This is a genomic window from Kribbella shirazensis (assembly GCF_011761605.1).
Taxonomy (GTDB): Bacteria; Actinomycetota; Actinomycetes; order Propionibacteriales; family Kribbellaceae; genus Kribbella; species Kribbella shirazensis.
Genome location: NZ_JAASRO010000001.1, coordinates 8073355 through 8097808 on the forward strand (window position 1 = coordinate 8073355; position 24454 = coordinate 8097808).

Sequence of the window (24454 nt, forward strand, 5' to 3'; positions counted from 1 at the left end):
TGCAATCTAACCCGCGGAGCGGGCCACCTGGAGTTCGACGAGTTCCATGGCACCGTCGGTGACGAAGACACCGACGTGGCCGGGCCCCGGGTCGTAACGACGGAAACTAAGGGCTACCCGGTCGTCGACCACCACCTGCCCGGTCGTCCCGTCCAGCAGCACCCGCACGGTATGCCGACCGGGCGGCAGCGGACAGGCCCGCTCGAGCTCCACGGCGTACGGCACGTCACCGTCGACCTGCCACTGCGCCGGACCGGTCCGCCCGCGCGGCCACCGATCGAGCACGATCCGGTCCCGCTGCGGCTCCAGCCGTACGACGGTCGCTTCCTCACCATCCGCACTCGCATGCAGCAACAACCCGAGCGCCTGCGTGCTTTCGTGCACATCGACCGTCAACGTGATCAGGCAGTGCTCGGGCGCCACATCCCCTACCCAAGCGGCGTACCGGTCAACCGCTCCCTGCCCAGGCTCCGCCGCCGCACCGTCGACCGGCCGCAGCTCCACCTGCCGGACCGCGGGAAACGCCGCAAGGACCTCCGCCGGGAAGCCGAACGCCAGCGTGCCGTCGTCCTCCTGATGCGCTTCGAGTACGGCGAGATCGCCGGCCCACTGCCACGCGCCGGCGTCGGAATCCCCTTGTTTCGTGGGGATCCAGCCGACAAAGAAGCGCCGCCCGTCGTACGAGACCGACTTGGCCGCATAGAACGCCCGTCCGTCGACGGTGTCCCGGCTCGGGGCGAGCCACGGTCCGTCCGGCCCGCGCGCGATGCGGTACCGCGTCTGGAACGCGTCCGTGAACTCGGAGTACACGAGGTACCACCAGTCACCCCAGCGGAACACGTCCGGGCACTCCTGCGTGATGAACCGGTGCGGCTCCCACAACGGCTCCGCGATCGTCCACTTCTCCAGATCGTCCGAGATCAGCCTCGCGACCACACCACACCGACGATCGGGCGCATCGGCGTACCGCGCGGCCAGCACCAGCTGCCACGGCTGATCGGGCGCGGTCCGGTAGACGAACGGGTCCCGCCAGTCCTGCGGCACGTACCCCGGCGGCGCGCCGAAGGTCTGCGAAGGCGGCTTCGTCCACTGCGTCGGATCCCCGTCACTGACCGCGTGGCAAACCACCTGGAACGAGCCGTCCGCGTCCCCGCGCCGCGGATTGTGCCCGGTGTAGAACAGGTGCAACCGCGATCCGTCCGCGACCACACTGCCCGTGTAGCAGTCGAAGTCGTCGGCATCACGATCCCCAGCCCGCAGTACGACGCCGTGGTCCGTGTACTGCACGAAGTCGGTGGTGGACACCAGCGCCCACGGCATCCCGCTCGCACCGGCGGCCGGATCCTCGGGGCGCTCGTCCAACAGGTAGAACAGCCAGATCCTCCCGGCGTGACTGAACGGGATCACGTCACCGACGAAGCCCGACGACGGGCGCCAGTGGATCATCGCGAAGGCACCCGTGGCCGCGGGCGGCGGCGCGGCGGGTCACCGACCGAATCGCGCTCGATCAGCTCGCAGTCGACGATCACCCGGTCCGGCGCGTCGTCCGGCGCCGCCAGCACCAGCTCGCCGGCCCGGCGGCCGAGCGTCAGATGCGGCAGTGCGGCGGTCGTCAGCCCGGGCCGGACCTGGTCCGCGACGTCGGGCTGGTCGTCGAAGCCGACGATGCTGACGTCGCCCGGGCAGTCCAGTCCGAGCGCGTGCAGGGCGAGCATCGCGCCGATCGCCATCCGGTCGTTCCCGCAGACCAGCGCGGTCGACCCGTGCTCGACGACCATCTCGGTCGCCAGGTCGTAGCCGGATCCGATCTGGTAGTTGCCGTACCGGTGCACCAGGTCCGCCGGACGCAGACCGGCAGCCCGCGCGGCGTCGTCGAATCCGCGCCGGCGCTCCTTGCACGCGTAGTCGTTGCGCATGCCGCCGAGGAAGGCGACCTCGCGGTGCCCGCGCTCGAACACGGACGCGGCCGCGGCGCGACCGCCGGCGTACTCGTCGGCCAGCAGGATCGTGTCCGCGTGGCCCTCCTCCGGCCAGCAGTTGACGAAGATCGTCCGGATCCCGTCGAGCCGGGGGCTGCGGTGCAGCGGCTTCGGCGACAAGGACGCGTAGACGATCGCGGCGACACCCTGCCCGACCAGACTCGCCACCGCGCTGTCGCCCTGCTCCGGGTCGCCGGTCGTGTCGACGACCATGCACACGTAGCCCGCGGGCTGGACGATCTGTTGCAGGCCGAGCACGATCAGACCGGCGTAGGGCTGGGAGACGATCCCGCTGGTGACGACGCCGACCGTGAAGGACCTGTTCGACCGGAGCAGCTGGGCCGCCCGGTTCGGGACGAAGTCGAGCTCGGCGGCGGCCTCGAGCACACGCCGCCTGGTCTCCTCGGCCACCGCGACGTCGCGGCGGTCGTTGAGCACGAACGAGACGGTCGGCTGGGACACCCCCGCGCGACGGGCGACGTCGGTCATCGTGACGCGTTTCGGCCGGCCGGCCGGCTGCTTCGCCATGGTCCCCCTTCACGGTGCGCGGCGTCTCCGCCGTCGCCAAGTTTCTATCACAGCTGGACCCAATACGTATTGCGCCCCACCGTACACCGCTGCTACCGTCCCGGGTCAATACGTATTGGGCGGCCTGCCGGACCGCCCGAGCGGTCAAGGAGGAACCCCATGACAGGAACTCATCCGCCCAGTGGCTCGCTCGCCCGCCGAACGCTCCTGAAGGCCGGAGCCGGTGGGCTCGGGCTGGCCGCGCTGGCCGAGCTGGCCGCGTGCAGCAACGACAGCGGCGGCTCGTCGAAGTCGCTGAAGATGCTGTACTTCGGTGAGCAGGCGCAGGCAACCCAGCTGCAGAACCGGTTGCAGCCGCAGATCAGCAAGCTCGACCCGGGCATCAAGTTCGAGATCTCCGCGATCAACGGCACCGACTGGAACGACTTCCTCGCCAAGGTGCTGACCCAGATCGCCGCCGGCACCCCGCCGGACATCATCAGCGTCGCCACCGAAGGCCTGCAGCTGATGGCCTCGAAGGAACTGGCGATCCCGCTCGACGACTACGTCACCAAGGACCTCGACGCGCTCAAGGAGTACTTCGCCGACATCCACCCGGCCCTGGTCGAGTCGATGATGTACCAAGGGCACCTGTGGGAGCTCCCGGACAGCTTCAACGCCGGGAACATGTTCTACAGCACCGGACTCTTCCAGCGCGCGGGCGTCGTACCGCCGGACGAGAACTGGACCATCGACGACTTCGAGACCGCGGCGACCAAGATCGCGAAGTTCCAGGGCATCAACGCCTTCGGCTGGGTGGTCCGGCTGTGGGGCAGCTGGACGTCGTTCATGTACGCCAACAACGCCAACCTGCTCGAGGAGGGCAAGTACGACGGCGGCGACTGGCTGTGGAGCAAGGCGTACGCCGGTGACGCTGCCGCCGCGGGCCGCAAGGGCGGCTGGAAATGGGGCGCGCCGACCGCGAACTCCGACGCCACGGTCGAGGCGCTGAACTACATGATCGAGCTGACCAAGAAGGGCCTGTCGCCGTCCCCCGACGTCGGCGGTGGCGGCACGCTGCAGGGCCTGTTCGCGTCGAACCGGATCGGGATGTCGATCGGTGGCGGGTTCTGGGCCGGCGGACTGACCAACGCGGGAATGAAGAACGGCACCTTCGACGTCACGATGTTCCCGAAGTGGAAGAGCCAACGGCACCTGTTCGGCGCCGGCGGATACGCGATCTTCAAGTCGTCGAAGAAGAAGGACCTGGCCTGGGAGGTCCTGAAGCTGCTGGTGAAGCCGGACACGTTCGACCTGGTGTTCCCCGGCAACGTGACCACGCCCGGCCGCAAGTCCCTGGTGACGGCCGCGCGGTACTCCAAGACCGGTCCGAAGCACTGGTCGGTCTTCTACGACACGCTGACCAAGCACCCCGACACCGCGCCGATCCCCGCCCCTCCGTACTACAACGCGCTCGCGACGGCGCTGAACCAGCGGACCACCGAGGCGATCTCGTCCGGTAACGCGAAGGCGGCGCTGGACGGGTTGCAGTCCGACCTCGAGAAGGCGGCGGGGGCCGGCTGATGACGGCCGTCACCGCGGAAATGCGGAACACCGCCGTGAAGCGGCGGCGGCATCCGACCGCCCACGGCGCGGCCCCGTTCGGGTTCGCGATGATCGCGCTGTCGGTGCTGTTCGTCGCGGTCTTCACCGCGATCCCGATCGTGGCGTCGCTGGGGTTGTCGTTCTTCTCCTGGGACGTCATCTCGACGCCGGAGTTCGTCGGGCTGCAGAACTACCAGCGGCTGCTCCACGACGGTCCGGTGCTCAAGTCGTTCGGCGTCACGCTGGGCATGGCCGTCGCGATCGTCGTACTGCAGCTGACCATCGGTCTCGCTCTCGCGGTCCTGGTCAACCAGCGCAAGCTCGTCTGGGCACGGACGGCGTTCCGTACGGCGTTCTACCTGCCGCTGCTCGCGTCGACGGCGGCCGTGTCGATCTTCATGGGGTACCTGTTCGACTACAAGTTCGGCGTCGTGAACTACTACCTCGGACTGCTCGGCATCCCGAACGTGCCGTGGCTGACCAGCGGCTTCGCGGCGGCCACCACGATCGTGCTGATCGCGGTCTGGCAGCAGGTCGGGTTCACGTTCGTCCTGTTCGTCGCCTCGCTGATGTCGGTGCCGACCGACGTACTCGAGGCCGCGCAGATCGACGGGGCCGGGCCGCTGCGGACGCTGTTCCGGATCAAGGTCCCGCTGATCAGCCCGACCATCCTGTTCGCCGCGGTCGTCGCCCTGATCAACGCGATGCAGCTGTTCGACCAGCCGTACATCATGACCAAGGGCGGCCCGGGGTCGGCGACCACGACGGTGACGATCGCCATGTACCAGAAGGGCTTCCAGAACCTGCAGTTCGGGTACGGCTCGGCGATCGCGATCGTGCTGCTGGCGGCGATCCTGGTCATCACCGGCCTGCAGTTCCTCGCGGCACGAAAGCTGGTGTTCTACCAATGATCCGTTCCACCGGAACCCTCGCCCGGATCGGCCGGATCACCGGCGTCCTGGTGCTCGTGCTCGCCGCGATGGTTGCCCTCGGCCCGTTGCTCTGGACGGTCACCACGTCGCTGCGGACCCCCGCCGAGGCGTTCAGCAACCCGCCGCAGTGGATCCCGCTGAACCCGGACTTCTCGAACTACGGCGCGGTCTTCGACCGGATCCCGATCGGGCGGTTCTTCCTCAACAGCGTGATCGTCACCGGCCTGATCGTGGTCGGCCAGACGATCACCTGCACGCTGTCCGGGTACGCGTTCGCCATGGTCAGCTTCCCGGGGCGCTCGGTGATCTTCGGGATCTTCCTGGCGACGATGATGGTGCCGCTGCAGACGATCATCATCCCGGTGTTCGTGATCGTCCGGTACCTCGGACTCTCGGACAGCCCGCTGTCGCTGGTGGTGTCGGCGCTCGGCAGCGCGTTCGGCACCTTCCTCATGCGGCAGTACTTCATGCAGATGCCGAAAGAGCTCGGCGAGGCGGCGCGGATCGACGGGGCCGGTCACTTCCAGACCTTCCTGATGATCTACGCCAAGATGGCCGCGCCGGCGATCGCGACGCTCGCGATCCTGAACTTTTCCGGCTTCTGGGCGGAGTTCTACCGGCCGCTGATCTTCCTGCAGTCGCAGGACAACTTCACGCTGCCGCTCGGTCTGGTCGGTCTGCAGGGGAACCTCGGCACCGGGTCGATCTCGGTCGTGCTGGCCGGCGTCGTCCTGGCGATCCTTCCGAGCGTAGTGCTGTTCATCGTCGCCCAGCGGTACTTCATCGCAGGCATCACGGCAGGAGCATCAAGGTGACCCAAACCCATTCCGCTGCCCGGTCGGCTGCGCAGAAGTCAGCTGGTGCGGTCGCGCACCTGCGCCCCGCCTTCCACATCCGGCCGCCGCGCGGATACCTCAACGACCCGAACGGGCCGATCGAAGTGGGTGACGACGTACACCTGTACTTCCAGTCACGGCCGACGCTCGACATGCACGTGCCGGTCGAGTGGGGACACGCGACGTCGACCGACTACGTGCGGTGGACACTGCACCGGCCCGCGATGGCACCTCAGCCGGGCGGGCCGGACTCCGACGGCTGCTGGTCCGGCAACACGGTCCTCGACGACGGCCGGGTCCGAGCCTTCTACTCCGGGAACGTCGAGGGCCACCCGTACCAGTCGGTGCTCACAGCCGTCTCGGACGACGGCGGGATGACGTTCGGGCCCGCGCGTCAGGTGGTGCCCGACCCGGAGCAGGCGATCATGTTCCGCGATCCCTTCGTCTGGAGGGAGAACGGCAGCTGGTGGCTGGCCGTCGGAGCCGGGTACGCCGACCGCGGCGCGAGCATCGCGCTGTACCGGTCGGCCGACCTGGAGCACTGGACGTACGACGGCCCGCTCGCCGAACTGCCCCGCGGGATCGCGGCCGGCGAGGACACCGGCGCCGCGTGGGAGTGTCCGCAGGTGCTCACGATCGACGGCCGCCGAATCGCCGTCGTCGCGTCCTGGTCACCCGAGAGCGGACCCGCCGAGGTGCTGTCGTTCGACGTCGACGTCCCCGTGGCTCCACAGCGGGTCGACCACGGCACGAACTTCTATGCGGCGTCGGCCCTGCGGGACAGCCGTTTCGGTCCGCTGCTGTTCGGCTGGCTGACCGAGGGCCGCGACCGCCCCGGCTGGACGGACGGCTGGGCCGGGGTGCTCTCGCTCCCCCGCGTCGTCCACCTCGGCCCCGACGGGTCCCTCCGCAGCACACCGGTGCCGACTGTCGACACCCTGCGCGAAGGTCCCGGTTCACCCGCCAACGGTGCGTCGACCGGTCCGCGGTGCGAAATCGTCGTACCCGAAGCATCCGGGCAGGTCGTGATCCACTTCAGCGATCAGGAACGGGTTGTGGTCGAGCTGGCGGGAGACACGCTGACGATCGACCGCACCGAAGCCAGCCTCGACCAGCATGCCCACGGCGGCCGCATGCAGGTGACCGACGCCTTCGACCCGACCTCGAACGGCCCGGCGGCCAGGATCTTCCTGGACGGCTCCGTCCTCGAGGTCTTCACCAGCGCAGGCCGCGTCCTCAGCACGCGTGTTTACCCCACCGCGGCCCCCGCCTGGCGCATCGAGGCTCCGGCGCACGCGCACTACTGGCCCCTCACAACCTGACGGCTGGTGCCTATGGGAGGGATACGACGGCGGCGCCGCGCGAGATTGCGCCGGTTGGGGTGTGTTGGACGTGGTTGAAGACGACTGATCGGCCGTCGGGGGTGATGGACGGGTGCGGGTGGTACGGGTGGGGCTCATGGCCGGTGGTGGCCAGGAGGGTGCGTTCGCCGGTTTCGGTGTCGACGGCGACGATCGAGCTTTCACGGCCGGCGTTCTGCCAGCCGCGGCCCGGCGCGTCCGCCGGGCCGCTGGTGTCGACGACGGCCCACTTGCCGTCGCGGCTGATCCCGCAGTGCCAGTCGCGCTCGCCCGGGCTGACGAGTCGCGCCTCACCGTCGGGAAGCACCTGCCACAGACCACGCGGACCGGCCTCGCTCTCCCCGTAGGCGACGACCACCGCTCCCGGCCGGTGGAACATCCATCGTTCGTGGCCGATCGCGAGCGGCCGCCCCGGCTGATCGGACATCGCGTGCTGATCAGCCAGCACGAGACCGTCGGGCGCAAGCACCGGATGACGACCCCAGACCCGATCCGGCACGCTGCTCGCCTCACCTTCGTGCGCGAACCCGATCCACTGCTCGTCCGCGGGGCAGTAGTGCGCGTGGTTGGCGTACCAGTCCACCCCCGTGAGCGGCGTCGCCGTACCGGTCGCCAACGCGATCTCGACGAGAACCCGCCGCTCACCGTCCGACTCGACCGTGACCACCCGTCGGCCGTCCGCGGAGACACTCACGAGCCCGTCCAGGGTGGAGCCCGCGGGCGGCACGTAGGCCACCCGCGGTTCCTCCGAGCACCGCAACTCTTTCACCACCAACTGGTTGTTCCAGGAGACGACCAGCGTCTCGGCATCGAGCGCGATGTCGATCCACGGCGTCACCTGACCAGCCGGTTCGAGCTCCAGCAGCCGGACCTGGTTCGAGCCGTCGAGATCGACTCCGACCACCTCGAAGCCTCGAGTGCTCTCCCGTACCAGAGCCACCGCCCGGCCGTCACGCCAGTACCCGTTGCAATGCGGGTACGTCGCATACGCATCCTCGAGCAGCAAGCGCATCCGGATCACTTCACAACTTGAGCGGAGCGGAAGAGGGCCGGGTTCTTCGGGGCGGTGCCGACGCCGGAGCCCCATTCGAGCCAGCCCTTGCGGGCGTCGCCGTTGATGCCCGCGTCGTCGTCGTTGGCGAGGAAGGACAGGCCGATCACCTGCGTGGGCGGACCGTCGAAGCCGAGCGCGGCCCACGGGATCGTCAAGCGGTACGTCGTGACGCCGTTCGCGCGGGTGATGTCGGCCGCCGCCCCCGGGGTCGGACCGGCCTGCTGACCGGCCGGCGCAGTGAACGTGTAGACGGCCGGACCGCTGTCGAGCAGCGCCGCCCCGATCTCGACCCGCTGCCCGCCGAGGACCGACGGGAACCGGTCGTAGGTGTCGAACTGGATCGAGTCCGTCTGCCACAGCAGATCGTTGCTCCGGGCACCATGATGCACGTCGTCGGTGATCACCGCGTCGACCACCAACGCGTCCGCGGTCTGGCTGAAGCGCAGCTTCCCGCCCAAGTCAGCCGGACCGGTCCGGGTGCCACCCCTCAGTGGGACGAACCTGCCCTGCTTGTCGAGGTCGATCGGCGCCAGCTTCGGCGCCGCCTGCGGTTCGATCGGCGAGTACGACAGCGTGCCACCGACCGTCTTCGGATCGGGACCGTCGACTGCCACCCGGAACGCCGTGCTCTCGTACAGACTCACCGCGCTGACCGGGACGGTGACGGACGCGGTGCCGCGAGCCGCGACCGTCGGCGCGGCGGCCGATCCGCTGACCGCGCCGACGGAGTACCGGATCGCGGTCGGTGTCACCGCGCGGTCGCGGTTGTTCGTCAGGGTGACCTTCAGCCCGTAGGCGTACCCGTCGGCCGTGGTGCTGATCGTCGGCTCGGCGGCGGCCAGGAGCGGTTCGACGATCTTGGTCGCGGCCCTCAGGTTCGCGACCAGTTCCCGGTCGCGGGTACCGACCGCAGCGGCGACCGATCGCTCGCCCAGGACGGCCGAGGCCGGCAGTTGCACGGTGACCGATGTCTTCTTGCCGGGCGCGGTCACCAGTTCCGCACTCCGGCCGGCTGCTGTGACCACCAGCTTCGCGGGAAGAGCGTCCGACACCACGGTTCGATCCGCGGTGACAATCACAGGTACGGCGTCTCCCGCGACAGTGCTCGTGCCGACCGAGACGCTGAGCGGTGACTGCACGACGACGGCCTGCTGGACCGTTCCGGTCACGAACACCGGACTGGCGTCGAGTGTCAGCGTCACCTTCCCGTCGTGCGGGGTGATCGTCCGGGCAGCCCCGAACTGGTCGGTCAGGCGCAGCGGCTGGTCGGCGGTGAGCTGGACCTGCTCCGTGCCGGTCGACCACAGCACGCGGGTGGTTTCGCCGCCGCCGGCGTACGGGTAGCTGTAGGCGGTCGCCGAGCCGAGATCCTCCCGGGCCTGCTGCTGCTTGCCGGTCACCATCCGGATCAGCGCGGCGTTGGAGATCGCACCGGGCTTGGGTGCGACGCCGAGTACGCCGGCGTTCGGTCGCCGGAACAACCCGAACCGGTGCTCCCGCTCGCCCGGGTCGTCGCCGTCGTCCATCGCGTCGTACCAGATGTACTTGTCGGCACCGGCCGCCTTCGCCAGGACCTGCGCGCGGATCAGGTTGTCGGCCTGCTGCGGCTCCGTGGACCCGGCCGTGTGGGTCGGCCAGCCGTTCTCGGTGACCCAGACCGGGAGATTCCGGTCGCCGTCCAGGCTGTCGACCTTGCGGACGAGGTCCGGGAACTCCTTGGTCAGCACGGTCTTCTCGGGCGGCGTGTTCTGGCCGAGGCTCGCGTAGCCGTAGAAGTTCGTCGCGAACGTGTCGAGATGGTTGAGGCCGCCCAGCGCGAAGAAGTCGTCCAGCCAGGCCTGCGAGATACCCGCCGTGACCGGGCCGATGACGTTGGCGTTCGGGTTGCCTTCGCGAATCGGCTCCGCGGTCGCCTTCAGCATGTCCAGGTAGCACGCGGCCGTGATCCCGCAGGCGCCGTTGTTGAACCCGGTCGAGTTGAACTCGTTGTAGATACCGAAGTCGTTGGTGACCCCGACGTACCGCTCGGCCGCGGCCTTGGCGTAGCGCCCGAAGGCCGCCAGCCCCTCCGGCGTACTGGGCGTCCGGCCGCCGTCGTAGAACTGGTTGCGGTAGGCAATGTTCCCCATCGGCTCGACACCGAGGGCCTTGATCTGCCGGGCCCGGGCATCGAACGGGTAGCGGGCGAAGTCGTACGTCCCGGGCGCGGGCTCGACACCGGACCAGCTGATGTCGGAACGGGTCTGTCCCCAGCCGATGTCGGCCATCGTCCGCAGCAGCGCGTCCTCGTAGCCTCCGTAATGCCCGAAGTGCGTACCGACGCCGAAGTACGCGTCCGGCGAGTGAGCCCCGGCCGGCGGCGGAGTGACGACACCGAACGAGGACGACCGGGTGAGCGTCGTACCGCCGACCGCACCCGAGAAGGTGAGCGTGTAGAACCCCGGCCCCAGGTCGTTGAGGCCAGCCGACGCCTGACCGGCGGCGTCGGGAGTCACCCGTCCGGTCCGCAGCGGGACGCCGTTCTCGTCGCCGATCGTGTAGTTCACCGAGTCGGCCAGGGTCGCGAAGCGCAATGTGGTGTCGCCCTGGAAGAAGACCAGGTCGGGGTTGGTGACCGCGAGCTGCGGCACGTCGGTGAAGGTGACGGCGACCCGCGCGAAGCAGACGTCCGGCATCGCGGTGGCGGACGCCTTGACGTTGAGCCGGAAGTCGGCGCCGTTGGAGCGGTTCGCGAAGTTGATCTTGGAGAGCTCGAACGTGTGCGACGTCCACGCTCCGGTCCCGGTCAGCGGCTGGTTGCTCGACGTGGTCCAGGCGCTGCTGTCGCCGTCGTACTGGATGTCCAGGTTCGTGGCGCCGGCGTCGTAGTAGTCGACGGTCACGAGTGCGCGGTCCGCGCCGGCCGGGATCGCGGAGTCCGCGACGTCGACGTACAGGTAGCGGACGTACGGGTCGCCGGACATCTGCCAGCACTGCCGGCCGGCCTTCTCGGTCGCCGCGTGCGCGGGATCCTTGTCGGCGTCACCCGGCCAGGCCTTGACGACCCCGGTGTACGACGGGGTGGCGCCGAGGACCGCGACCGCGCTCGGGTCGACGGCACTCGCGGTGAGTGGGACGAGGGCCGCGGCGAGCAGACCGACGCTGCTGAACATGGCGATCGTGCCGGCCGTTCGCCGGCGGAACGAGGGTGGATTCATCGAAACTCCTGACCGTGCGTGGGAGGCGCTGGAACTGCGAGGGTTTCGAAACCTGAGGACCCGGACGCTAGCGGAATCGACCAATCTGGGCAAGCGCTTGCCCGCTAGAATTTCCCAAACCCGGCTTTCAGCGGGGAATGAACCGGTTCGGCTGTCCGAGACGCTGGGACAGCGCTGTCCGGGCCGGACGGATATCATGACGGCGTGCCGAACGAATCGAAGGTGACCACCCGACTGGCCGATGTCGCCCGCGAGGCCGGGGTGTCACCGTCGACCGCCTCCCGCGTGCTCAACGGCAGCGCCCGGCAGGTCGCCGACGAGTACCGCGAGCGCGTGCTGGCCGCCGCCGAGCGGGTCGGGTACACCACGAACCTCGCCGCCCAGGCGACCGCCCGCGGCCGGTACCCGGCGATCGCGCTGGTGGTCGGCGACATCCGCGACCAGTTCTTCGCCCGGATCGCGTTCGGCGCCGTCCGCGAGGCCGCCCGGCGCGGCTACGTGCTGAACCTGCTGTCCACCGAAGGCGACACCGACCGCGAGCGTGGCCTGGTCCACGACCTGCGCCGCCAGCGCCCGGAAGCCCTGGTGCTGGTGCGGAAACGGGACACCACGCCGATGGCCGGCTCGAAGCTGATGCAGGAGCTGATGGGGTTCGAGCGCGAGAGCGGCCGGGTGGTGATCGTCGGCGAGCCGTCCGAGCCGGTGCTGGCGATCCGTCCGCCGGACTTCGACGGCGCGAAGGACCTCGCGACCGCGATGCTGGGGCTCGGATACCGCGACTTCGCGGTCTTCCTGTCCGATCCGAAGGTGCCGTCAGCGCGGGACCGGCTGGACGGTTTCCGGGCCGGGCTGTCGGCCGGCGGCGTCGCGCTCCCGGACAGCCGGGTGTACCCGACCGAGCAGAGCTTCCTCGGCGGCGCCTCGTCCGCCGCCGAGTACCTGGCGGACGGCCGCGACACCGAGCTGATCTTCTGCACCGAGGACGAGGTCGCCCTCGGCGCCATCCACCACCTGCGGTCCGAGGGGTACGACGTCCCTGGGGAGCTGGCGTTCGCGGGCTACGGCCGGCGCCGGCAGAACCCGTTCGGCGAGGACGACTGGCTGACCACGGTCCGCTCGCCGCTCGAGGAAATGGGGGCAGCCGCCGTCGACGCCGCACTCGGTCCGGCCTACGGCAGCGTTCCCGCGTCGGTCGCCGAGGTGCACATCGGCGGCAGTACGCCGGGCCGCGCTGCGGACGACGGACCGGAAAAGCCGTCCGGGAATGCATCCCGGAAATCACGCTCCGCCCGGCGCGCTCGCGCCTGACGCCGGCGCAAACCTCCAGCGCTGCAACCTGATCGGCGGCCCTCCACGGTCTTGACACGGTCGAGCGCCGGACCGTAGCTTTCGGGAAAGCGCGTTCCCAGTGAGGTTTCCGAACCGGACGACCCCGGGTACGCCACGATCTTCCAGGCACGGAGCACCTCGATGACGATGACCGTTCAGCGGACGGACCAACGATCCGGCCCGCCCGCGGCCTCCGGTCCGCCGGCGCGCCGGCGGCTGAGCCTGGCCGCCCGGATCAGGCGGGACCGGATGCTGCTGCTGTTCGCCGCGCCCGGCATGCTGCTGCTGATCCTGTTCCACTACCTGCCGCTGCTCGGGAACGTGATCGCCTTCCAGGACTACCTGCCGTTCCTGGGTTTCCGGGGCAGCGAGTGGACCGGGCTGGGCAACTTCTCGGTCCTGGTCACCGGCGACGCCGAGTTCGTGACCGCGTTGAAGAACACGCTGGTGCTGTCGCTGATCCAGACGGTGTTCGTGTTCCCGATCCCGATCCTGCTCGCGCTGGCCCTGAACAGCCTGCTGTCCGAGCGGGTGAAGAAGCTGGTCCAGTCGATCCTGTACCTGCCGCACTTCCTGTCCTGGGTGATCGTGGTCTCGCTGTTCCAGCAGATCCTCGGCGGCAGCGGTATCGTCAACCAGGTCCTTCGCGAGCAGGGCTTCGGCGTCCTCAACGTGATCGGCAACCCGGACGCGTTCTTCGCCGTACTCACCAGCCAGGTCGTCTGGAAGGACAGCGGCTGGGCGACGATCCTGTTCCTCGCCGCGTTGTCCCGGATCGACGTCGAGCAGTACGAGGCCGCGGCCGTCGACGGCGCCTCGCGGTGGCGACAGCTCTGGCACGTCACACTGCCCGGACTGCGCGGAATCATCATTCTGCTGCTGATCCTCAAGCTCGGTGACTCGCTCACCGTCGGGTTCGAACAGATCATCCTGCAGCAGCCCGCGGTCGGCCAGCAGGCCAGCGAGGTCCTCGACACGTACGTCTACAACAACGGAATCGTCAACGGTGACTGGGGAACGGCGGCCGCGGTCGGTCTCGTCAAGGGACTGGTCGGCGCTGCTCTGGTGTTCGGGGCGAACAAGATCGCCCACCTGTTCGGCGAAGCGGGGGTGTACCAACGATGACGATTCTCGGCGTGACGGATCGGCGGCGTACCGGCGGCTATCAAGGACTGCGCAACGGGCAGCCTTTGCCCAGCCCGACTGCCCGTGTGTTGCGCGGTGCGGCGCTGGCGGTCTGTTGCTTCCTGGTGCTGTTCCCGTTCGTGGGTGTGGTGACCACGAGCTTCGCCGGCCAGGACGACGTCAACCGGACCGGTGGCCTGGTGATGCTGCCGCGGGAGTGGACGCTCGACGCGTACCAAGCGATCTTCTCCGGCGGCGTGGTGACCCGCGCGCTGCTCGTCAGCGTCTTCGTCACCGTCGTCGGAACGCTCTGCTCGATGGCCGTCAGCACCTTGCTGGGTTACGCCTTGAGCTCACCGACGATGGTCGGCCGCGGCTGGATGCTGATGCTGGTCCTGCTCAGTCTGCTGTTCTCGCCCGGCCTGATCCCGAGCTACCTGCTGGTGAAGCAGCTCGGCCTGATCGACAGCCTGTGGGCCTTGATCGTGCCGACGATGCTCAGCGGCTTCAACGTGATCGTCGTCCGGGCGTTCTTCATGGGCATCCCGGACGAGCTGTTGCAGAGTGCCCGGATCGACGGCGCCGGTGAGTGGGCCATCTTCCGGTTGATCGTGCTGCCGCTGTCCAAGGCGGTACTGGCGGTGGTCGGCCTGTTCTACGCGGTCGGCTACTGGAACGCGTTCTTCAACGTGATGCTCTACATCAACGACCAGTCCAAGTGGACGTTGCAGTACGTCCTGCGTACGTACGTCGTCAACAACACCCGGATCGGCGGCGACCAGGTCAACGTCGACGCGCTGCCGCCACAACCCGCACTGCAGATGGCCGTCCTGGTGGTGTCCATCGTGCCCGTCCTGCTCGTCTACCCGTTCCTGCAGCGGCACTTCGCCAAGGGCGCCCTGACCGGCGCCGTCAAAGGCTGAGCCGTACATCCTCGAGAAGGAGAACAACGATGACTTCAGGCCTGTCCCGCCGGGACCTGCTGAAGATCGGCGCCGGCCTCGGCGCGATGGTCGCCGCACCGACGGCACTCGCCGGCTGCGGCAACGGTTCGTCGCCGCAGGCGAACTCGCCGCAGAGCAAGCTCGGCGCGCTGCCGAAGTACATCCGGTTCCCCGGGGTGCCGGCGCCGGACCTGCCCGGCAACGACCAGGGTCTGATCGACGCGTTCACGAAGTACCCGACCTCGCTCGTCGACGCCTGGAAAGGCCGGACGCCGGGTGACGGCAAGCCGGTCACCGGCCTGGCGCAGCTGAACGGCGCCGCCCCGCCGGGGTTGCCGGGCAACGTTTTCTGGAAGACCGTGAACGAGCGGCTCGGGTCGCCGGTGGAGATGCAACTGGTCAACGCCGGCGACGACTTCAACACCAAGATCGCCACCATGAGCGCGGGCGACGACTTCCCGGACATGATGCAGATCAACAGCTCCGTCCCGGCCCTCGACCAGTTCCTGGCCGCGAAGATGCTGGACCTGACGCCCTACCTGTCCGGTGACAACGTCCAGAAGTACCCGGCGCTGGCGAACGTCCCGACGCGGTACTGGGAGGCCTGCGTCTTCGACGGGAAGCTGTACGGGCTGCCGATCGCCCGCGGACTGCTGTCCGCCTGGGGGCTGTACTTCCGCGCCGACCTGATCGAGGAGGCCGGCGCCGAGGCGAAGGTGGAGAACTTCGAGGACCTGTACCAGTTGGCGAAGGCAACGACCAACCCGAAGAAGGGCGTCTGGGCGTTCGCGAACAGCCCGCTGGACTACATCCGGATGATGCTGTCGATCCCGGCCGGCTGGCAGCAGACCGACGGCAAGATGGTGAACACGATCGAGCACGAGAACCAGCAGAAGGCGCTCGAAGCCGCCCGGAAGATCATTGCCGACGGCCTGGTCAACCCCGACGTGGCCGCCGCCCCGCCGTCACAGTGGCAGCAGTGGTTCGGCAGCAAGAAGGCCGCGCTGATGGGCGGCACGTACAGCGCCTGGCTCAGCCTGACGCAGCAGGGCGTACCGGCCGACAAGATCGGCCTGTTCCCGGTCGCCGGGTACGACGGCGGCAGTGCCCCGGGCTGGAAGGGCGGCCTGAACAACAACATCGCGGTCATCCCGGCCAAGAACAAGGACCGGGCCGAGACGTTGCTGAAGATCGCCGACTTCCTCGCCTCGCCGTTCGGCACCGCGGAGCACCGCCTGCTCAGCAGCGGTGTCGAGGGCCACAACTACACCGTCGACGGCGGCAAGATCGTGCCCAACAAGGACCTGGCAAACGAACGCAGCCTGGGCCTGAACTACCTGGCCGCGCCGCCGCCGGTGATCGCGTCCTCGACCGACCCGCGGTACGTCCAGCTGCAGTACGCCGCCCAGCAGAAGCTCGCCGCGAACGGGACCATGGATCTCGCGCTGACGCTGTTCTCGGACACCAACTCGCGCAAGGGCCCGCAGCTGGAGAAGGAGCGGACCAACATGGAGTTCGACATCATCCTGGGCCGCAAGCCGGTCTCGGCCTGGAAGGAGTACGTCGAGCGCTGGAAGAGCGCCGGGGGCGACAAGATCCGCGGCGAGCTGCAGAAGGCCGCCGAGGTCTCCGGCGGCTGACCGCGTCCATTTCGAGGAGTAGGGGGCAGCACCCGTGCACGAGTCCAATGACGCGTTCGACGCCGAGCTGGTCCGGCTGGCCCGGATCGCCGGCGACCAGGCGTACGACCCGGCGGTCGGCCTGATCGCCCAGCAAGCGAAGTACAACCCGATCCACACCAGAGTGTGGACCGGTCTGGGGCACCCGCACCGCGAGAGCGTCGTATATGCCCTCGTCCTGCTGGAGTCCGGGGATGGTGCCGACCTGGCCTTGGCCGAGGAGATCCTGCTGCGCGTGCTGGCCGCGCAGGACACCGACGACGCGTCACCGACGTACGGTATCTGGAGCTACTACCACGAAGAGCCGCTGGACCAGATGGTCCCGCCGGACTGGAACTGGGCCGACTTCATCGGGCGTGAGCTGGCATTCATCCTGTTCCGGCACGAAGCGCGGCTGACGGAGCCGGCCCGGCTGGCGGTGCGGACGGCGCTCGGGCACGCTGCCCGCTCGATCATCCGCCGCAACGTCGCGATGAGCTACACGAACATCGCGGCCAAGGGCACCTTCGTCACGCTGGCCGCCGGGCAGCTGCTCAAGGACGACGAGCTGACGGAGTACGCCGTACGCCGGGTCGGGCGGCTGCAGGAACAGATCCGGACGGCCGGCAGCTTCGCGGAGTACAACAGCGCCGGGTACTGGACGATCACGCTGGAGGCGATCGCCGCGATCGTGCAGTACATCGACGATCCGGAGGCGGTCAGCGGAGCGCGATGGATCGTCGACCGGCTGTGGGACCACTTCGTCGCCCGCTGGCATTCGCGGACGGGGCAGCTGAGTGGGCCGATGGCCCGCGTGTACACCGACGAGCCGGCCCGTGGACCGGATCTGCTGGCGTTGCTGGCGAAGGCGTCCGGCTTCCGCGGTGGCTTCGCGGAGCTGCCGGCGCTCAAGCCGACGCTCGGTCTGCTCGGAGTGGCACTGGTGAATGTCGAGGCGCCACTTGTCGAGCGGTTGTTGGACAGCCCAACGGGCGAGCTTCGGGAACGCTTCAGTTACGTCGATCCCGGCGAGGGGCGCGACCCGGTGCCGGTGATCGGGACGACGTGGCACGGCCGGGACGCGACGCTCGGCAGTGCGAACGTCGGAGAGTTCTGGCTGCAGCGGCGCCCGGTGATCGGGTACTGGCGGGAACCGGGCGATCCCGCGTGGGGTCCGGCGCGGTTCGTGAAACTGCATGTGATGAAGGACGACCACGACTTCTCGTCGGCGGTGTTCGTGTCGGCACAGTCCGGCAGTCAGGTGCTGTGGTCGGTGAGCTTCGTGTCGCCGGGCGGCGACGAGCACATCGGCCTGCATCAGATCGAGGCCGGTCAGTCGTTCGCCGTCTCGTCGCTGCGGCTGGTGCTGGAGCTCGCGGGTGCCGACGACGCGACGGTGGAGGTCGCGGGGCGCCCGGTCACGGAAGGGCCCGTCGGGATCGGCGAGCAGTTCCGGGTGAGTACGCGCGGGGTGGACGTGGTCGGCAGTGTGGACTCCGTCAGCTTCGGCGATCGTCGCCCGGAGCTGCGGGTGGAGCGGACGGCGGACCGGATCCTGCTGGTCGTCGAGCTGCTTTCTGACGGTCCGACCGAGCTGACGATGCGGGACATCTCGCCCGTGGAGGTGACCGGCACGTTGTCCCTGTTCGAAGGCGTGGACCGGCCGGAGGTCGCCGTACCCTCGGTGACTTTGTACGACGGGGACGTCCAGGCGCACTGGGTCACCACCGACGGCACCCAACTCCGCCTCGTGGCCCCGGCCCGGGTCACCACCAAGACCGAACACCCGGCCGGCGTCCGCGCGACGGTCGACGGGGATCCGGTGATCGCGGACGGCCTGGCCAGGTGAGTGCCCAACTACTGCTGACCTTCGACGACCGGCATGTCGCCGGATGGGAAGCCGCGCTGCCGTTGTTCGACGCGGTCGGCGCGCGGGTCACGTTCTTCGTCGTCGAGGCCGATCTCCTCGACGACCAGGAGCAGGCCGGTATCAGGCGGATCCTGTCGGCCGGGCACTCCGTCGGGTCACACGGCGCGCGGCACCGCAACGCCGACCAGACGATCGCCGAAGTGGGAGCGGCGGACTACCTGCGCACCGAGATCGTCAGCAGTGTCGAGGCGCTGCGGGCTTTGGGAGCGTCGGCGAACAGCTTCGCCTATCCGAACAGCCGGCGTGACGACACGACCGACGCGGTGCTGCTGAAGGTGTTCGACCGCCTCCGCGGCGGCGGGCCGCGCACGACCGACCTGATGGCTGCGCGATCGGCCGTCGTCGCCGGGAACCCACGGGTGTTTCCCGCGCGCGGATTCGACACCGGGCGCGGCGAAGTACCACATCTGAACGACGCCGCCACCCTCAGCAAGCTCCTTCACGAGCTCGCCGAGGGTGGCGGGACGCTGGTGCTGTACGCCCACGAGATCGCACCCGTTGCGCCAGGCAACCACATCCACCCGGACCGCCTAGCCGCCGTACTGACCGAGGCACACAACCTCGGCCTGCACATGATCGGCTACGACGATCTCGACTGAGGTGTGGCTACTCGCTGACCAGCTGGTGGTAGTGCGTGGTGAGGGATACGTGGCTGACGCCGCTGTAGACCTCGGGGACCTTGCCGTACGACGTGATCGCCGTGGCGGCGCCGTTCGCCTTGCTCATCGCGTACAGGTAGCCGGACTGGTTGTTGTGGTCGACGGCGGTGATGAGAGCGCCGCCGCGGGTGCCGCAGCCCTGAGCGACCAGAGACTCGTACGCCGCCCAGCCCGAGCTGCGGACCTTCTTGAGGACCGGCTTGGCCCCCGCCGCGATCGGGATGCGGACGGTGTAGAGCGCACCGGCGGTCGTGGTCATCAGCAGCGTGTCGTACGTCGCGGTCTCGCTGATCACCGTCATCGCCTTGAAGCCGCGGAAGCCCGGGAGCGGGCCGAGCGCGCGGAAGCCGGCACCGACGATCTGGTAGCGGTACAGGCTGCCGTTGGTGTTCAGGCCGTACAGGTACGCGTGCCGGGGCGCCGCGACGCTGTAGTTGGACGTGGCGATGGACTTGAAGCTGGTCCAGCCCGTGCCGACCTTCTTGAAGGTCGGCACCCAGGTGCCGGTCTCGCCGTTGTCCCGCAGGTACGTCGTGTGGCGGTACAGGTTCGCGCCCTGCAGGAGCAGGCCGTAGTAGTAGACCTGCGTACCCGATGCGTTCACGGCGCCGTACCAGGTCGAGTTCGCGCGGGTGCCGACGTACTTGAACGGCGTGTCCGAGAACGAGTCGATGCTCCGCCCCGGCATGGCCAGGATCTCCTGCGCGGTGGCGTCGGCCTTGGGCGCCATGACATCGCTGATACACGGCTCACCGGCCTCGGCGGCCTTGATCGTGTTCGGCGTCAGGGACTTGGCGAAGCGCGGCTTCGGGTCGTCCTGGCCGGTGGCGGCGGCCGGGACAGAGGCGACGGTGGCGGCAAGCAGGCCCGCGCCCGTCAATGCAAGCGCAAGGCGCTGCAATTTCATAGGAGTTCCCCCTCCAGAAATGTCTCGAAGAGCTCGAGATCGCGCTGACTCTAGCGGATGCCGACGACAGTTGACGACCGTCTTGCAGCAAATTGCAATCAACCGTTTGAGGGGTGGGCTGCCCGGAAACCACGCGTAGCCAAGGGACCACGCTCAGTCGAGCATCACTCGCCCGGGTAGCGCAGGCCGATCGCCGCGCGGACCGTGTCCAGGGTGCGCATGATGCCGACCGATTCCTCCGGGGTGATCAGCGGGCTGACCGTCTGTCCCTCCGTGACGAGGCGCTCCAGCTCCGCGGCCTGGTACTGCATGCCCCGGCCGCTCACCGGCTCGTCGAAGACGTCGATCACCGAGTCGGTGTGATCGAACAGCGTCACGCGCGCGGGGCAGTACCAGGTCGCCGCGATCTCGATCCGGCCCTCGGTCCCGAGGATCGAGGCCGTGTTCGACCCGCGGGTCTGGCTGGAGGAGTACGTCGTGGAGAGGCCGCCGTTCTCGTGCTGGAAGACGGTGGCCACGGACGCGTCCACGCCCGAGGTCCTGAGGACCGCGCGCGCCTGGACGTCGGTGGGCCGGCCGAGGATGTCCCACGCGAACGAGACCGGATACACGCCCAGGTCGAGCAGCGCCCCACCGCCGAGGTGCGGGTTGTTGAGGCGGTGATCGTCGTTCTGCGGCAGCCGCTGGGCGTGTTCGGCGTGCACGGAGCGCACCTCCCCCAGGCGGCCGGAGTCGATCAGCCTGTGCACGTGCGCCATGTGCGGCAGGAAGCGGGTCCACATCGCCTCGAGAACGACGAGGTTCTTCCGCCGGGCGAGCTCGGTGACGCGCTGCGCCTGGTCGCCGGTGAGCGTGAAGGCCTTCTCGACCAGGACGTGCTTGCCGTGCTCGAGGGCGAGTTCCGCGTTCGCGGCATGGAAGTTGTGCGGTGTCGCGACGTAGACGACGTCGATCTCCGGATCCGCGACAAGTTCCTCGTAGCTTCCGTACGCGCGGGACAGCCCGAACTCCGACGCGAACGACGTGGCCGACTCCGCCGTACGGGAACCGACGGCGAGCACCCGGTGCCCGTGCAGCAGCAGGTCCCTGGTGAAGGACCTGGCCACGCCTCCGGTGGCGAGAATCCCCCAGCCCACCGAACCGGCGGACCTCGGGAACGGCTCGGCGCTCACTTCTCGACCCCGTAGTCCAGCACGACCTGCAATGCCTGGTCCGGCGCGTTGTCGAGCATCTCGAACGCGCCGGCGGCCTGCTCGGCAGGCGTGACGTGCGTGATCAGCTCGCGCAGCGGCAGGACGCCGTCGCGCTCGAGTTCCAGGACGGTTCTGGACATCCGCAACTCGTCCCAGCGATGCATCAGGTGCGGCGCCACACCGGAGATCTGGGAACCGATGATCGAGACCCGGTTGTGGTGGAACTCCTCGCCGAGCCTGACCGGGGCCGCCTCGCCCTGGAAGAACCCGCTGGCCACGACGCGGGAGCTGTAGGCGACGGCACGCACAGCCTCGTGCAGAGCCTGGTAGCTGCCACTCATCTCGATCACGACGTCGGCGCCGCGGTTGCCGGTCACCGCACGGATCCGCTCGGCCACGTCGCCGGTGGTCGGGTCCAGGGCGTCGGCCGCTCCCAGCTTCCGGGCGAGTTCCCGCCGGCCTTCCACCGGGTCGACGACGATCACGCGGCCGCCGTTCAGCCGGGCCAGCATCGCGACGATCTGCCCGGGTACGCCGGCCCCGAACACGGCGACCGTCTCACCGACGTGGATGTCCGCGTCGAGAACCGCGTTCAGGGCGATCGCCCCGATCTTGGCGAAGATACCGGTGATCGGCGTGGAACCCTCCGGAAGCAGGCGGTCCTTCGCCCAGTCGGCCGCGCGCACGGCCGACGTACGGTGACCCCAGGCGCCCCAGACGAGCTGCCCGGCCAACGCGGCATCGACCTCGTCACCGACGTCCGCGATCCGTCCGACCTCCTCGTAGCCCCAGCCGTCGAGCGGATAGGCGTGCGTGGAGTCCCCCGGCACGAACAGGCGCCGGTCGGCATCCCATGTGCTGCTCAGGTAGGGATTGCTGCCCCGGTAGGCGGTCAGTTCGGTCCCGGCCGAGATGCCGGAGTAGAAGGTTTCGAGCCGTACGTCGTGCGGACCGACCGGATCGTCGGCGTACTCGACGACCTCGGCGTGACGCGGTGACGTGAAGCGAACCAGATGTCCCACGGTGTCAGATCCTGTTCTCGACGGTGATCGGTGCGGAAGCGGGCTCGGCGACGAGCCGGAAGAGCAGCGCCTGTTCTGGGTACAGCATCGGTGCCTGCAGACCGACCTCGCCCGCGAGGCAACCGGTGACGGTCGTGGGGTGGCTCCACCAGGACGGCGCCGGGGTCTTGGTCCTGGTGAGCGCTCCCGCCGACAGCTCGATCGGCTCCACCCGGTACGTGGCGCCCGGCACCAGTCCGGGAATCCGGATCCGGCCCGGTCGCCCGAGCGGGGTGGTGGCCATCGCCACGAAGGCGAAGATCGCGCGGTCCCCGGACGGGCTGACGTAGCCGTGCGCCCAATAGCTGTCGTCGGGGTAGTCGGAGTGCACCGCCGTACCGGTATGGACGAGGGCGCGTTCCTCCTTGTACAGCTGGACCCAGGCGGCGAGTTCCTCCAGCTCCGCTTCCGACGCGCCGCGCAGATCCCACTCGATGCCGAAGTGGCCGAACAGCGCGGTGGCCGCCCGGAAAGCGAGCGAGTGGGTGCGATGCGTGGTGTGCGCGGTCGGCGCACCGACATGGGCGCCCACCAACTCGGGCGGCAGGAGCAGGCCTGTCCAGCGCTGGATCTGCTGACGTTCCAGCGGGTCGATGCAGTCACTCGCCCAGACCCGGTCGGTGCGCTGCAGAACTTCCAGGTCGACGCGACCTCCGCCCGACGAACAGGACTCGATCTCCAGCCAGGGGTGTCGACGCCGCAGTTCGTCCATCATCGCGTAGACCGCGCGGGTCTGGGCGTGGACGCGGGCCGCACCGGTGGCACGATCACCCGCCTCCACGAGATCCCGGTTGTGATCCCACTTGATGTAGTCGATCCGGTGCTCGGCGACGAGCGTGCTGATCGCCTCCAGCACGTGGTCGTAGGCCTCCGGGATCGTGAGGTTCAGGACCTGCTGGTCGCGGCCGCGCAGAGGCAGCCTGTCGCCGGGCGCCATGATCCATTCCGGGTGGGCGCGCGCGAGATCGGAGTCCTCGTTGACCATCTCGGGCTCGAACCAGAGCCCGAAGTCCATTCCCAGCTCACGGACCGCGTCGACCAGCGGCTGGAGTCCTTTGGGCCAGACGCCGGGATCCACCTGCCAGTCCCCGAGGCCGGCGCGGTCGTGCCGCCGGTGCAGGAACCATCCGTCGTCGAGGACGAAGCGCTCCACCCCGACCCGTGCGCCGCGTTCCGCCAGCTCGACCAGGGACTCCAGATCGTGGTCGAAGTACACCGCTTCCCAGGTGTTGAGCACGACGGGCCGGGGCGACGACGGGTGCGTCGGACGGTCGCGCAAGGTCCGGTGGAAGCCGTGGGCGAGTTCGTCGAGTCCTTCGCCGTACGACGCGTAGAGCCACGGCGAGGTGTACGTCTCGCCGCGGCCGAGGACGACCTCGCCCGGCAGCAGCAGCTCTCCGCCACCGAGCACGCGGACACCGGCCAGACCGAGCTCGGCGAAGGTCACGTGATTGCCGCTCCAGGCCGTGTGGACGGCCCACACCTCGCCGCGGCGGAACCCGAACGAGGGCGTGCCGGCGACCAGCAGCGTGGTGGCGTCCGAGCCGGTTCGGCCGCGGCGTCCCTCCCGCACATGTGTTCCGGCCACGAACGGGTGCCGCTGCGGCGTCCGTTCCCGGAGGTGCCGCCCGGTGAAGTCGAGCAGTTCCTGCGCCTCGGCGGGAACCGGCAGCACGAGTCGTACCGCGTCGACGGTGTACGGCGTGTCCGCGGTGTTCGTGACTTCGGCCCGCAGCCGCAGTACGCCGGAACGCCGAAGCTCGACCGTGGTGGTCAACGCCAGCCCCGCGTCGTCGTCGGCTGCCCGCGCACGCAGGTGCTGCGTGCCGTCGTCCGCTCTGGTCACGTCGTGGCCCACGGCAAGGAACCGGCTCGAGAACGTCGCTCCGCCGCGGTGGCCTTCAAGTCCTGGCAGCCCTCTCCACCCGGCGGACTGTTCCGGCAGCACGGACGGGAAGCCGGCGCCCTGCAGACCGTCGGCTCCCCACTGGGCCTCGCCGAGCGCTTCAAGGAACGCCGCATCGGAGCGGCCGGCGGTGATCCGGCGGCCCCAGTGCAGGACCCGGGGAATCCCGGCCGCCGCGTCGACCACGACCGAGACGCTGCCCGCGGAGAGCACGACCGGTGTCACGGGCGGGGCTCCCGTCGCTAGTGTCATCCCGTTCCATCCTGTCACT

Annotated in this window: 18 protein-coding genes; 10 read left to right on the forward strand and 8 right to left on the reverse strand. The window is 69.1% G+C overall.

All coding sequences use genetic code 11. The features are described from left to right. Nucleotides 1-6 precede the first annotated feature (6 nt). Both BJY22_RS38485 and BJY22_RS38490 read right to left on the reverse strand, forming a co-directional pair. A complete protein-coding gene (locus tag BJY22_RS38485) occupies nucleotides 7-1446 on the reverse strand; it encodes a glycoside hydrolase family 32 protein (protein ID WP_167216894.1) in 1440 nt (479 codons plus the stop codon). Continuing rightward, nucleotides 1443-2507 carry a LacI family DNA-binding transcriptional regulator gene (locus BJY22_RS38490; protein ID WP_167216896.1) on the reverse strand — a complete coding sequence of 355 codons (1065 nt, stop codon included), beginning with the start codon at nucleotides 2505-2507 and terminating at the stop codon, nucleotides 1443-1445. The genes BJY22_RS38485 and BJY22_RS38490 overlap by 4 nt, the downstream gene beginning before the upstream one ends. 159 nt (nucleotides 2508-2666) lie before the next feature. On the opposite strand from BJY22_RS38490, the gene BJY22_RS38495 reads away from it, so the two are divergent. Genes BJY22_RS38495 through BJY22_RS38510 form a run of 4 tightly spaced genes read left to right on the forward strand, consistent with a single transcriptional unit; the run spans nucleotide 2667 to nucleotide 7181 of the window. Beyond that, nucleotides 2667-4070, forward strand: a complete 1404-nt coding sequence (locus BJY22_RS38495) for an ABC transporter substrate-binding protein (protein ID WP_167216898.1) — start codon at nucleotides 2667-2669, stop codon at nucleotides 4068-4070. After that, nucleotides 4070-5002 (forward strand): carbohydrate ABC transporter permease, encoded by a 933-nt coding sequence (locus tag BJY22_RS38500; RefSeq protein ID WP_238350575.1) that lies wholly within the window; start codon nucleotides 4070-4072, stop codon nucleotides 5000-5002. The genes BJY22_RS38495 and BJY22_RS38500 overlap by 1 nt, the downstream gene beginning before the upstream one ends. Beyond that, nucleotides 4999-5838 carry a carbohydrate ABC transporter permease gene (locus BJY22_RS38505; protein WP_167216900.1) on the forward strand — a complete coding sequence of 280 codons (840 nt, stop codon included), beginning with the start codon at nucleotides 4999-5001 and terminating at the stop codon, nucleotides 5836-5838. Before BJY22_RS38500 ends, BJY22_RS38505 begins: the two co-directional genes overlap by 4 nt. Then, nucleotides 5835-7181, forward strand: a complete 1347-nt coding sequence (locus BJY22_RS38510; protein ID WP_167216902.1) for a GH32 C-terminal domain-containing protein — start codon at nucleotides 5835-5837, stop codon at nucleotides 7179-7181. The genes BJY22_RS38505 and BJY22_RS38510 overlap by 4 nt, the downstream gene beginning before the upstream one ends. A 10-nt stretch (nucleotides 7182-7191) precedes the next feature. Here the strand turns inward: BJY22_RS38510 and BJY22_RS38515 are convergent, their stop codons facing one another. Both BJY22_RS38515 and BJY22_RS38520 read right to left on the reverse strand, forming a co-directional pair. Continuing rightward, complete coding sequence (locus tag BJY22_RS38515) at nucleotides 7192-8232, reverse strand: hypothetical protein (RefSeq protein ID WP_167216904.1); 1041 nt, start codon at nucleotides 8230-8232, stop codon at nucleotides 7192-7194. Between the two features lie 5 nt (nucleotides 8233-8237). Then, the gene (locus BJY22_RS38520; RefSeq protein WP_167216906.1) at nucleotides 8238-11471 is read right to left on the reverse strand and encodes a hypothetical protein; all 3234 of its coding nucleotides are present in this window, start codon (nucleotides 11469-11471) and stop codon (nucleotides 8238-8240) included. Between the two features lie 204 nt (nucleotides 11472-11675). On the opposite strand from BJY22_RS38520, the gene BJY22_RS38525 reads away from it, so the two are divergent. The 6 genes from BJY22_RS38525 to BJY22_RS38550 all read left to right on the forward strand — a co-directional run bounded on the left by BJY22_RS38525 (nucleotide 11676) and on the right by BJY22_RS38550 (nucleotide 19056). After that, the gene (locus BJY22_RS38525; protein WP_167216908.1) at nucleotides 11676-12779 is read left to right on the forward strand and encodes a LacI family DNA-binding transcriptional regulator; all 1104 of its coding nucleotides are present in this window, start codon (nucleotides 11676-11678) and stop codon (nucleotides 12777-12779) included. Nucleotides 12780-12941: 162 nt separating this feature from the next. Then, nucleotides 12942-13925, forward strand: coding sequence for an ABC transporter permease (locus BJY22_RS38530; RefSeq protein WP_167216910.1), 984 nt, complete (start codon nucleotides 12942-12944; stop codon nucleotides 13923-13925). Further along, complete coding sequence (locus tag BJY22_RS38535) at nucleotides 13922-14848, forward strand: carbohydrate ABC transporter permease (protein ID WP_167216912.1); 927 nt, start codon at nucleotides 13922-13924, stop codon at nucleotides 14846-14848. The genes BJY22_RS38530 and BJY22_RS38535 overlap by 4 nt, the downstream gene beginning before the upstream one ends. A gap of 29 nt (nucleotides 14849-14877) precedes the next feature. Beyond that, nucleotides 14878-16509: a type 2 periplasmic-binding domain-containing protein gene (locus tag BJY22_RS38540; RefSeq protein WP_167216914.1), complete on the forward strand. Its 1632-nt coding sequence runs from the start codon at nucleotides 14878-14880 to the stop codon at nucleotides 16507-16509. 34 nt (nucleotides 16510-16543) lie between these two features. Beyond that, nucleotides 16544-18376 (forward strand): hypothetical protein, encoded by a 1833-nt coding sequence (locus BJY22_RS38545; RefSeq protein WP_167216916.1) that lies wholly within the window; start codon nucleotides 16544-16546, stop codon nucleotides 18374-18376. Beyond that, complete coding sequence (locus BJY22_RS38550; RefSeq protein ID WP_167216918.1) at nucleotides 18373-19056, forward strand: polysaccharide deacetylase family protein; 684 nt, start codon at nucleotides 18373-18375, stop codon at nucleotides 19054-19056. Before BJY22_RS38545 ends, BJY22_RS38550 begins: the two co-directional genes overlap by 4 nt. A gap of 7 nt (nucleotides 19057-19063) precedes the next feature. On the opposite strand, the gene BJY22_RS38555 is transcribed toward BJY22_RS38550, so the two are convergent. The 4 genes from BJY22_RS38555 to BJY22_RS38570 all read right to left on the reverse strand — a co-directional run bounded on the left by BJY22_RS38555 (nucleotide 19064) and on the right by BJY22_RS38570 (nucleotide 24435). Continuing rightward, a complete protein-coding gene (locus BJY22_RS38555) occupies nucleotides 19064-20023 on the reverse strand; it encodes a hypothetical protein (protein ID WP_167216920.1) in 960 nt (319 codons plus the stop codon). A gap of 164 nt (nucleotides 20024-20187) precedes the next feature. Then, nucleotides 20188-21195, reverse strand: coding sequence for a Gfo/Idh/MocA family protein (locus BJY22_RS43210; protein ID WP_167216922.1), 1008 nt, complete (start codon nucleotides 21193-21195; stop codon nucleotides 20188-20190). Beyond that, on the reverse strand, nucleotides 21192-22238 hold the full coding sequence (locus BJY22_RS38565) for a zinc-binding dehydrogenase (RefSeq protein WP_167216924.1): 1047 nt from the start codon (nucleotides 22236-22238) through the stop codon (nucleotides 21192-21194). The genes BJY22_RS43210 and BJY22_RS38565 overlap by 4 nt, the downstream gene beginning before the upstream one ends. 4 nt (nucleotides 22239-22242) lie before the next feature. Next, a complete protein-coding gene (locus tag BJY22_RS38570; RefSeq protein ID WP_167216926.1) occupies nucleotides 22243-24435 on the reverse strand; it encodes an alpha-galactosidase in 2193 nt (730 codons plus the stop codon). Between the last annotated feature and the right edge of the window lie 19 nt (nucleotides 24436-24454).

What these genes read in the sequence shown, in the direction of transcription:
- BJY22_RS38485 (WP_167216894.1), bottom strand. Translation starts at nt 1,446, where the DNA reads ATGATCCACTGGCGCCCGTCGTCGGGCTTCGTCGGTGACGTGATCCCG.
- BJY22_RS38490 (WP_167216896.1), bottom strand. Translation starts at nt 2,507, where the DNA reads ATGGCGAAGCAGCCGGCCGGCCGGCCGAAACGCGTCACGATGACCGAC.
- BJY22_RS38495 (WP_167216898.1), top strand. Translation starts at nt 2,667, where the DNA reads ATGACAGGAACTCATCCGCCCAGTGGCTCGCTCGCCCGCCGAACGCTC.
- BJY22_RS38500 (WP_238350575.1), top strand. Translation starts at nt 4,070, where the DNA reads ATGACGGCCGTCACCGCGGAAATGCGGAACACCGCCGTGAAGCGGCGG.
- BJY22_RS38505 (WP_167216900.1), top strand. Translation starts at nt 4,999, where the DNA reads ATGATCCGTTCCACCGGAACCCTCGCCCGGATCGGCCGGATCACCGGC.
- BJY22_RS38515 (WP_167216904.1), bottom strand. Translation starts at nt 8,232, where the DNA reads ATGCGCTTGCTGCTCGAGGATGCGTATGCGACGTACCCGCATTGCAAC.
- BJY22_RS38520 (WP_167216906.1), bottom strand. Translation starts at nt 11,471, where the DNA reads ATGAATCCACCCTCGTTCCGCCGGCGAACGGCCGGCACGATCGCCATG.
- BJY22_RS38530 (WP_167216910.1), top strand. Translation starts at nt 12,942, where the DNA reads ATGACGATGACCGTTCAGCGGACGGACCAACGATCCGGCCCGCCCGCG.
- BJY22_RS38535 (WP_167216912.1), top strand. Translation starts at nt 13,922, where the DNA reads ATGACGATTCTCGGCGTGACGGATCGGCGGCGTACCGGCGGCTATCAA.
- BJY22_RS38540 (WP_167216914.1), top strand. Translation starts at nt 14,878, where the DNA reads ATGACTTCAGGCCTGTCCCGCCGGGACCTGCTGAAGATCGGCGCCGGC.
- BJY22_RS38555 (WP_167216920.1), bottom strand. Translation starts at nt 20,023, where the DNA reads ATGAAATTGCAGCGCCTTGCGCTTGCATTGACGGGCGCGGGCCTGCTT.
- BJY22_RS38570 (WP_167216926.1), bottom strand. Translation starts at nt 24,435, where the DNA reads ATGACACTAGCGACGGGAGCCCCGCCCGTGACACCGGTCGTGCTCTCC.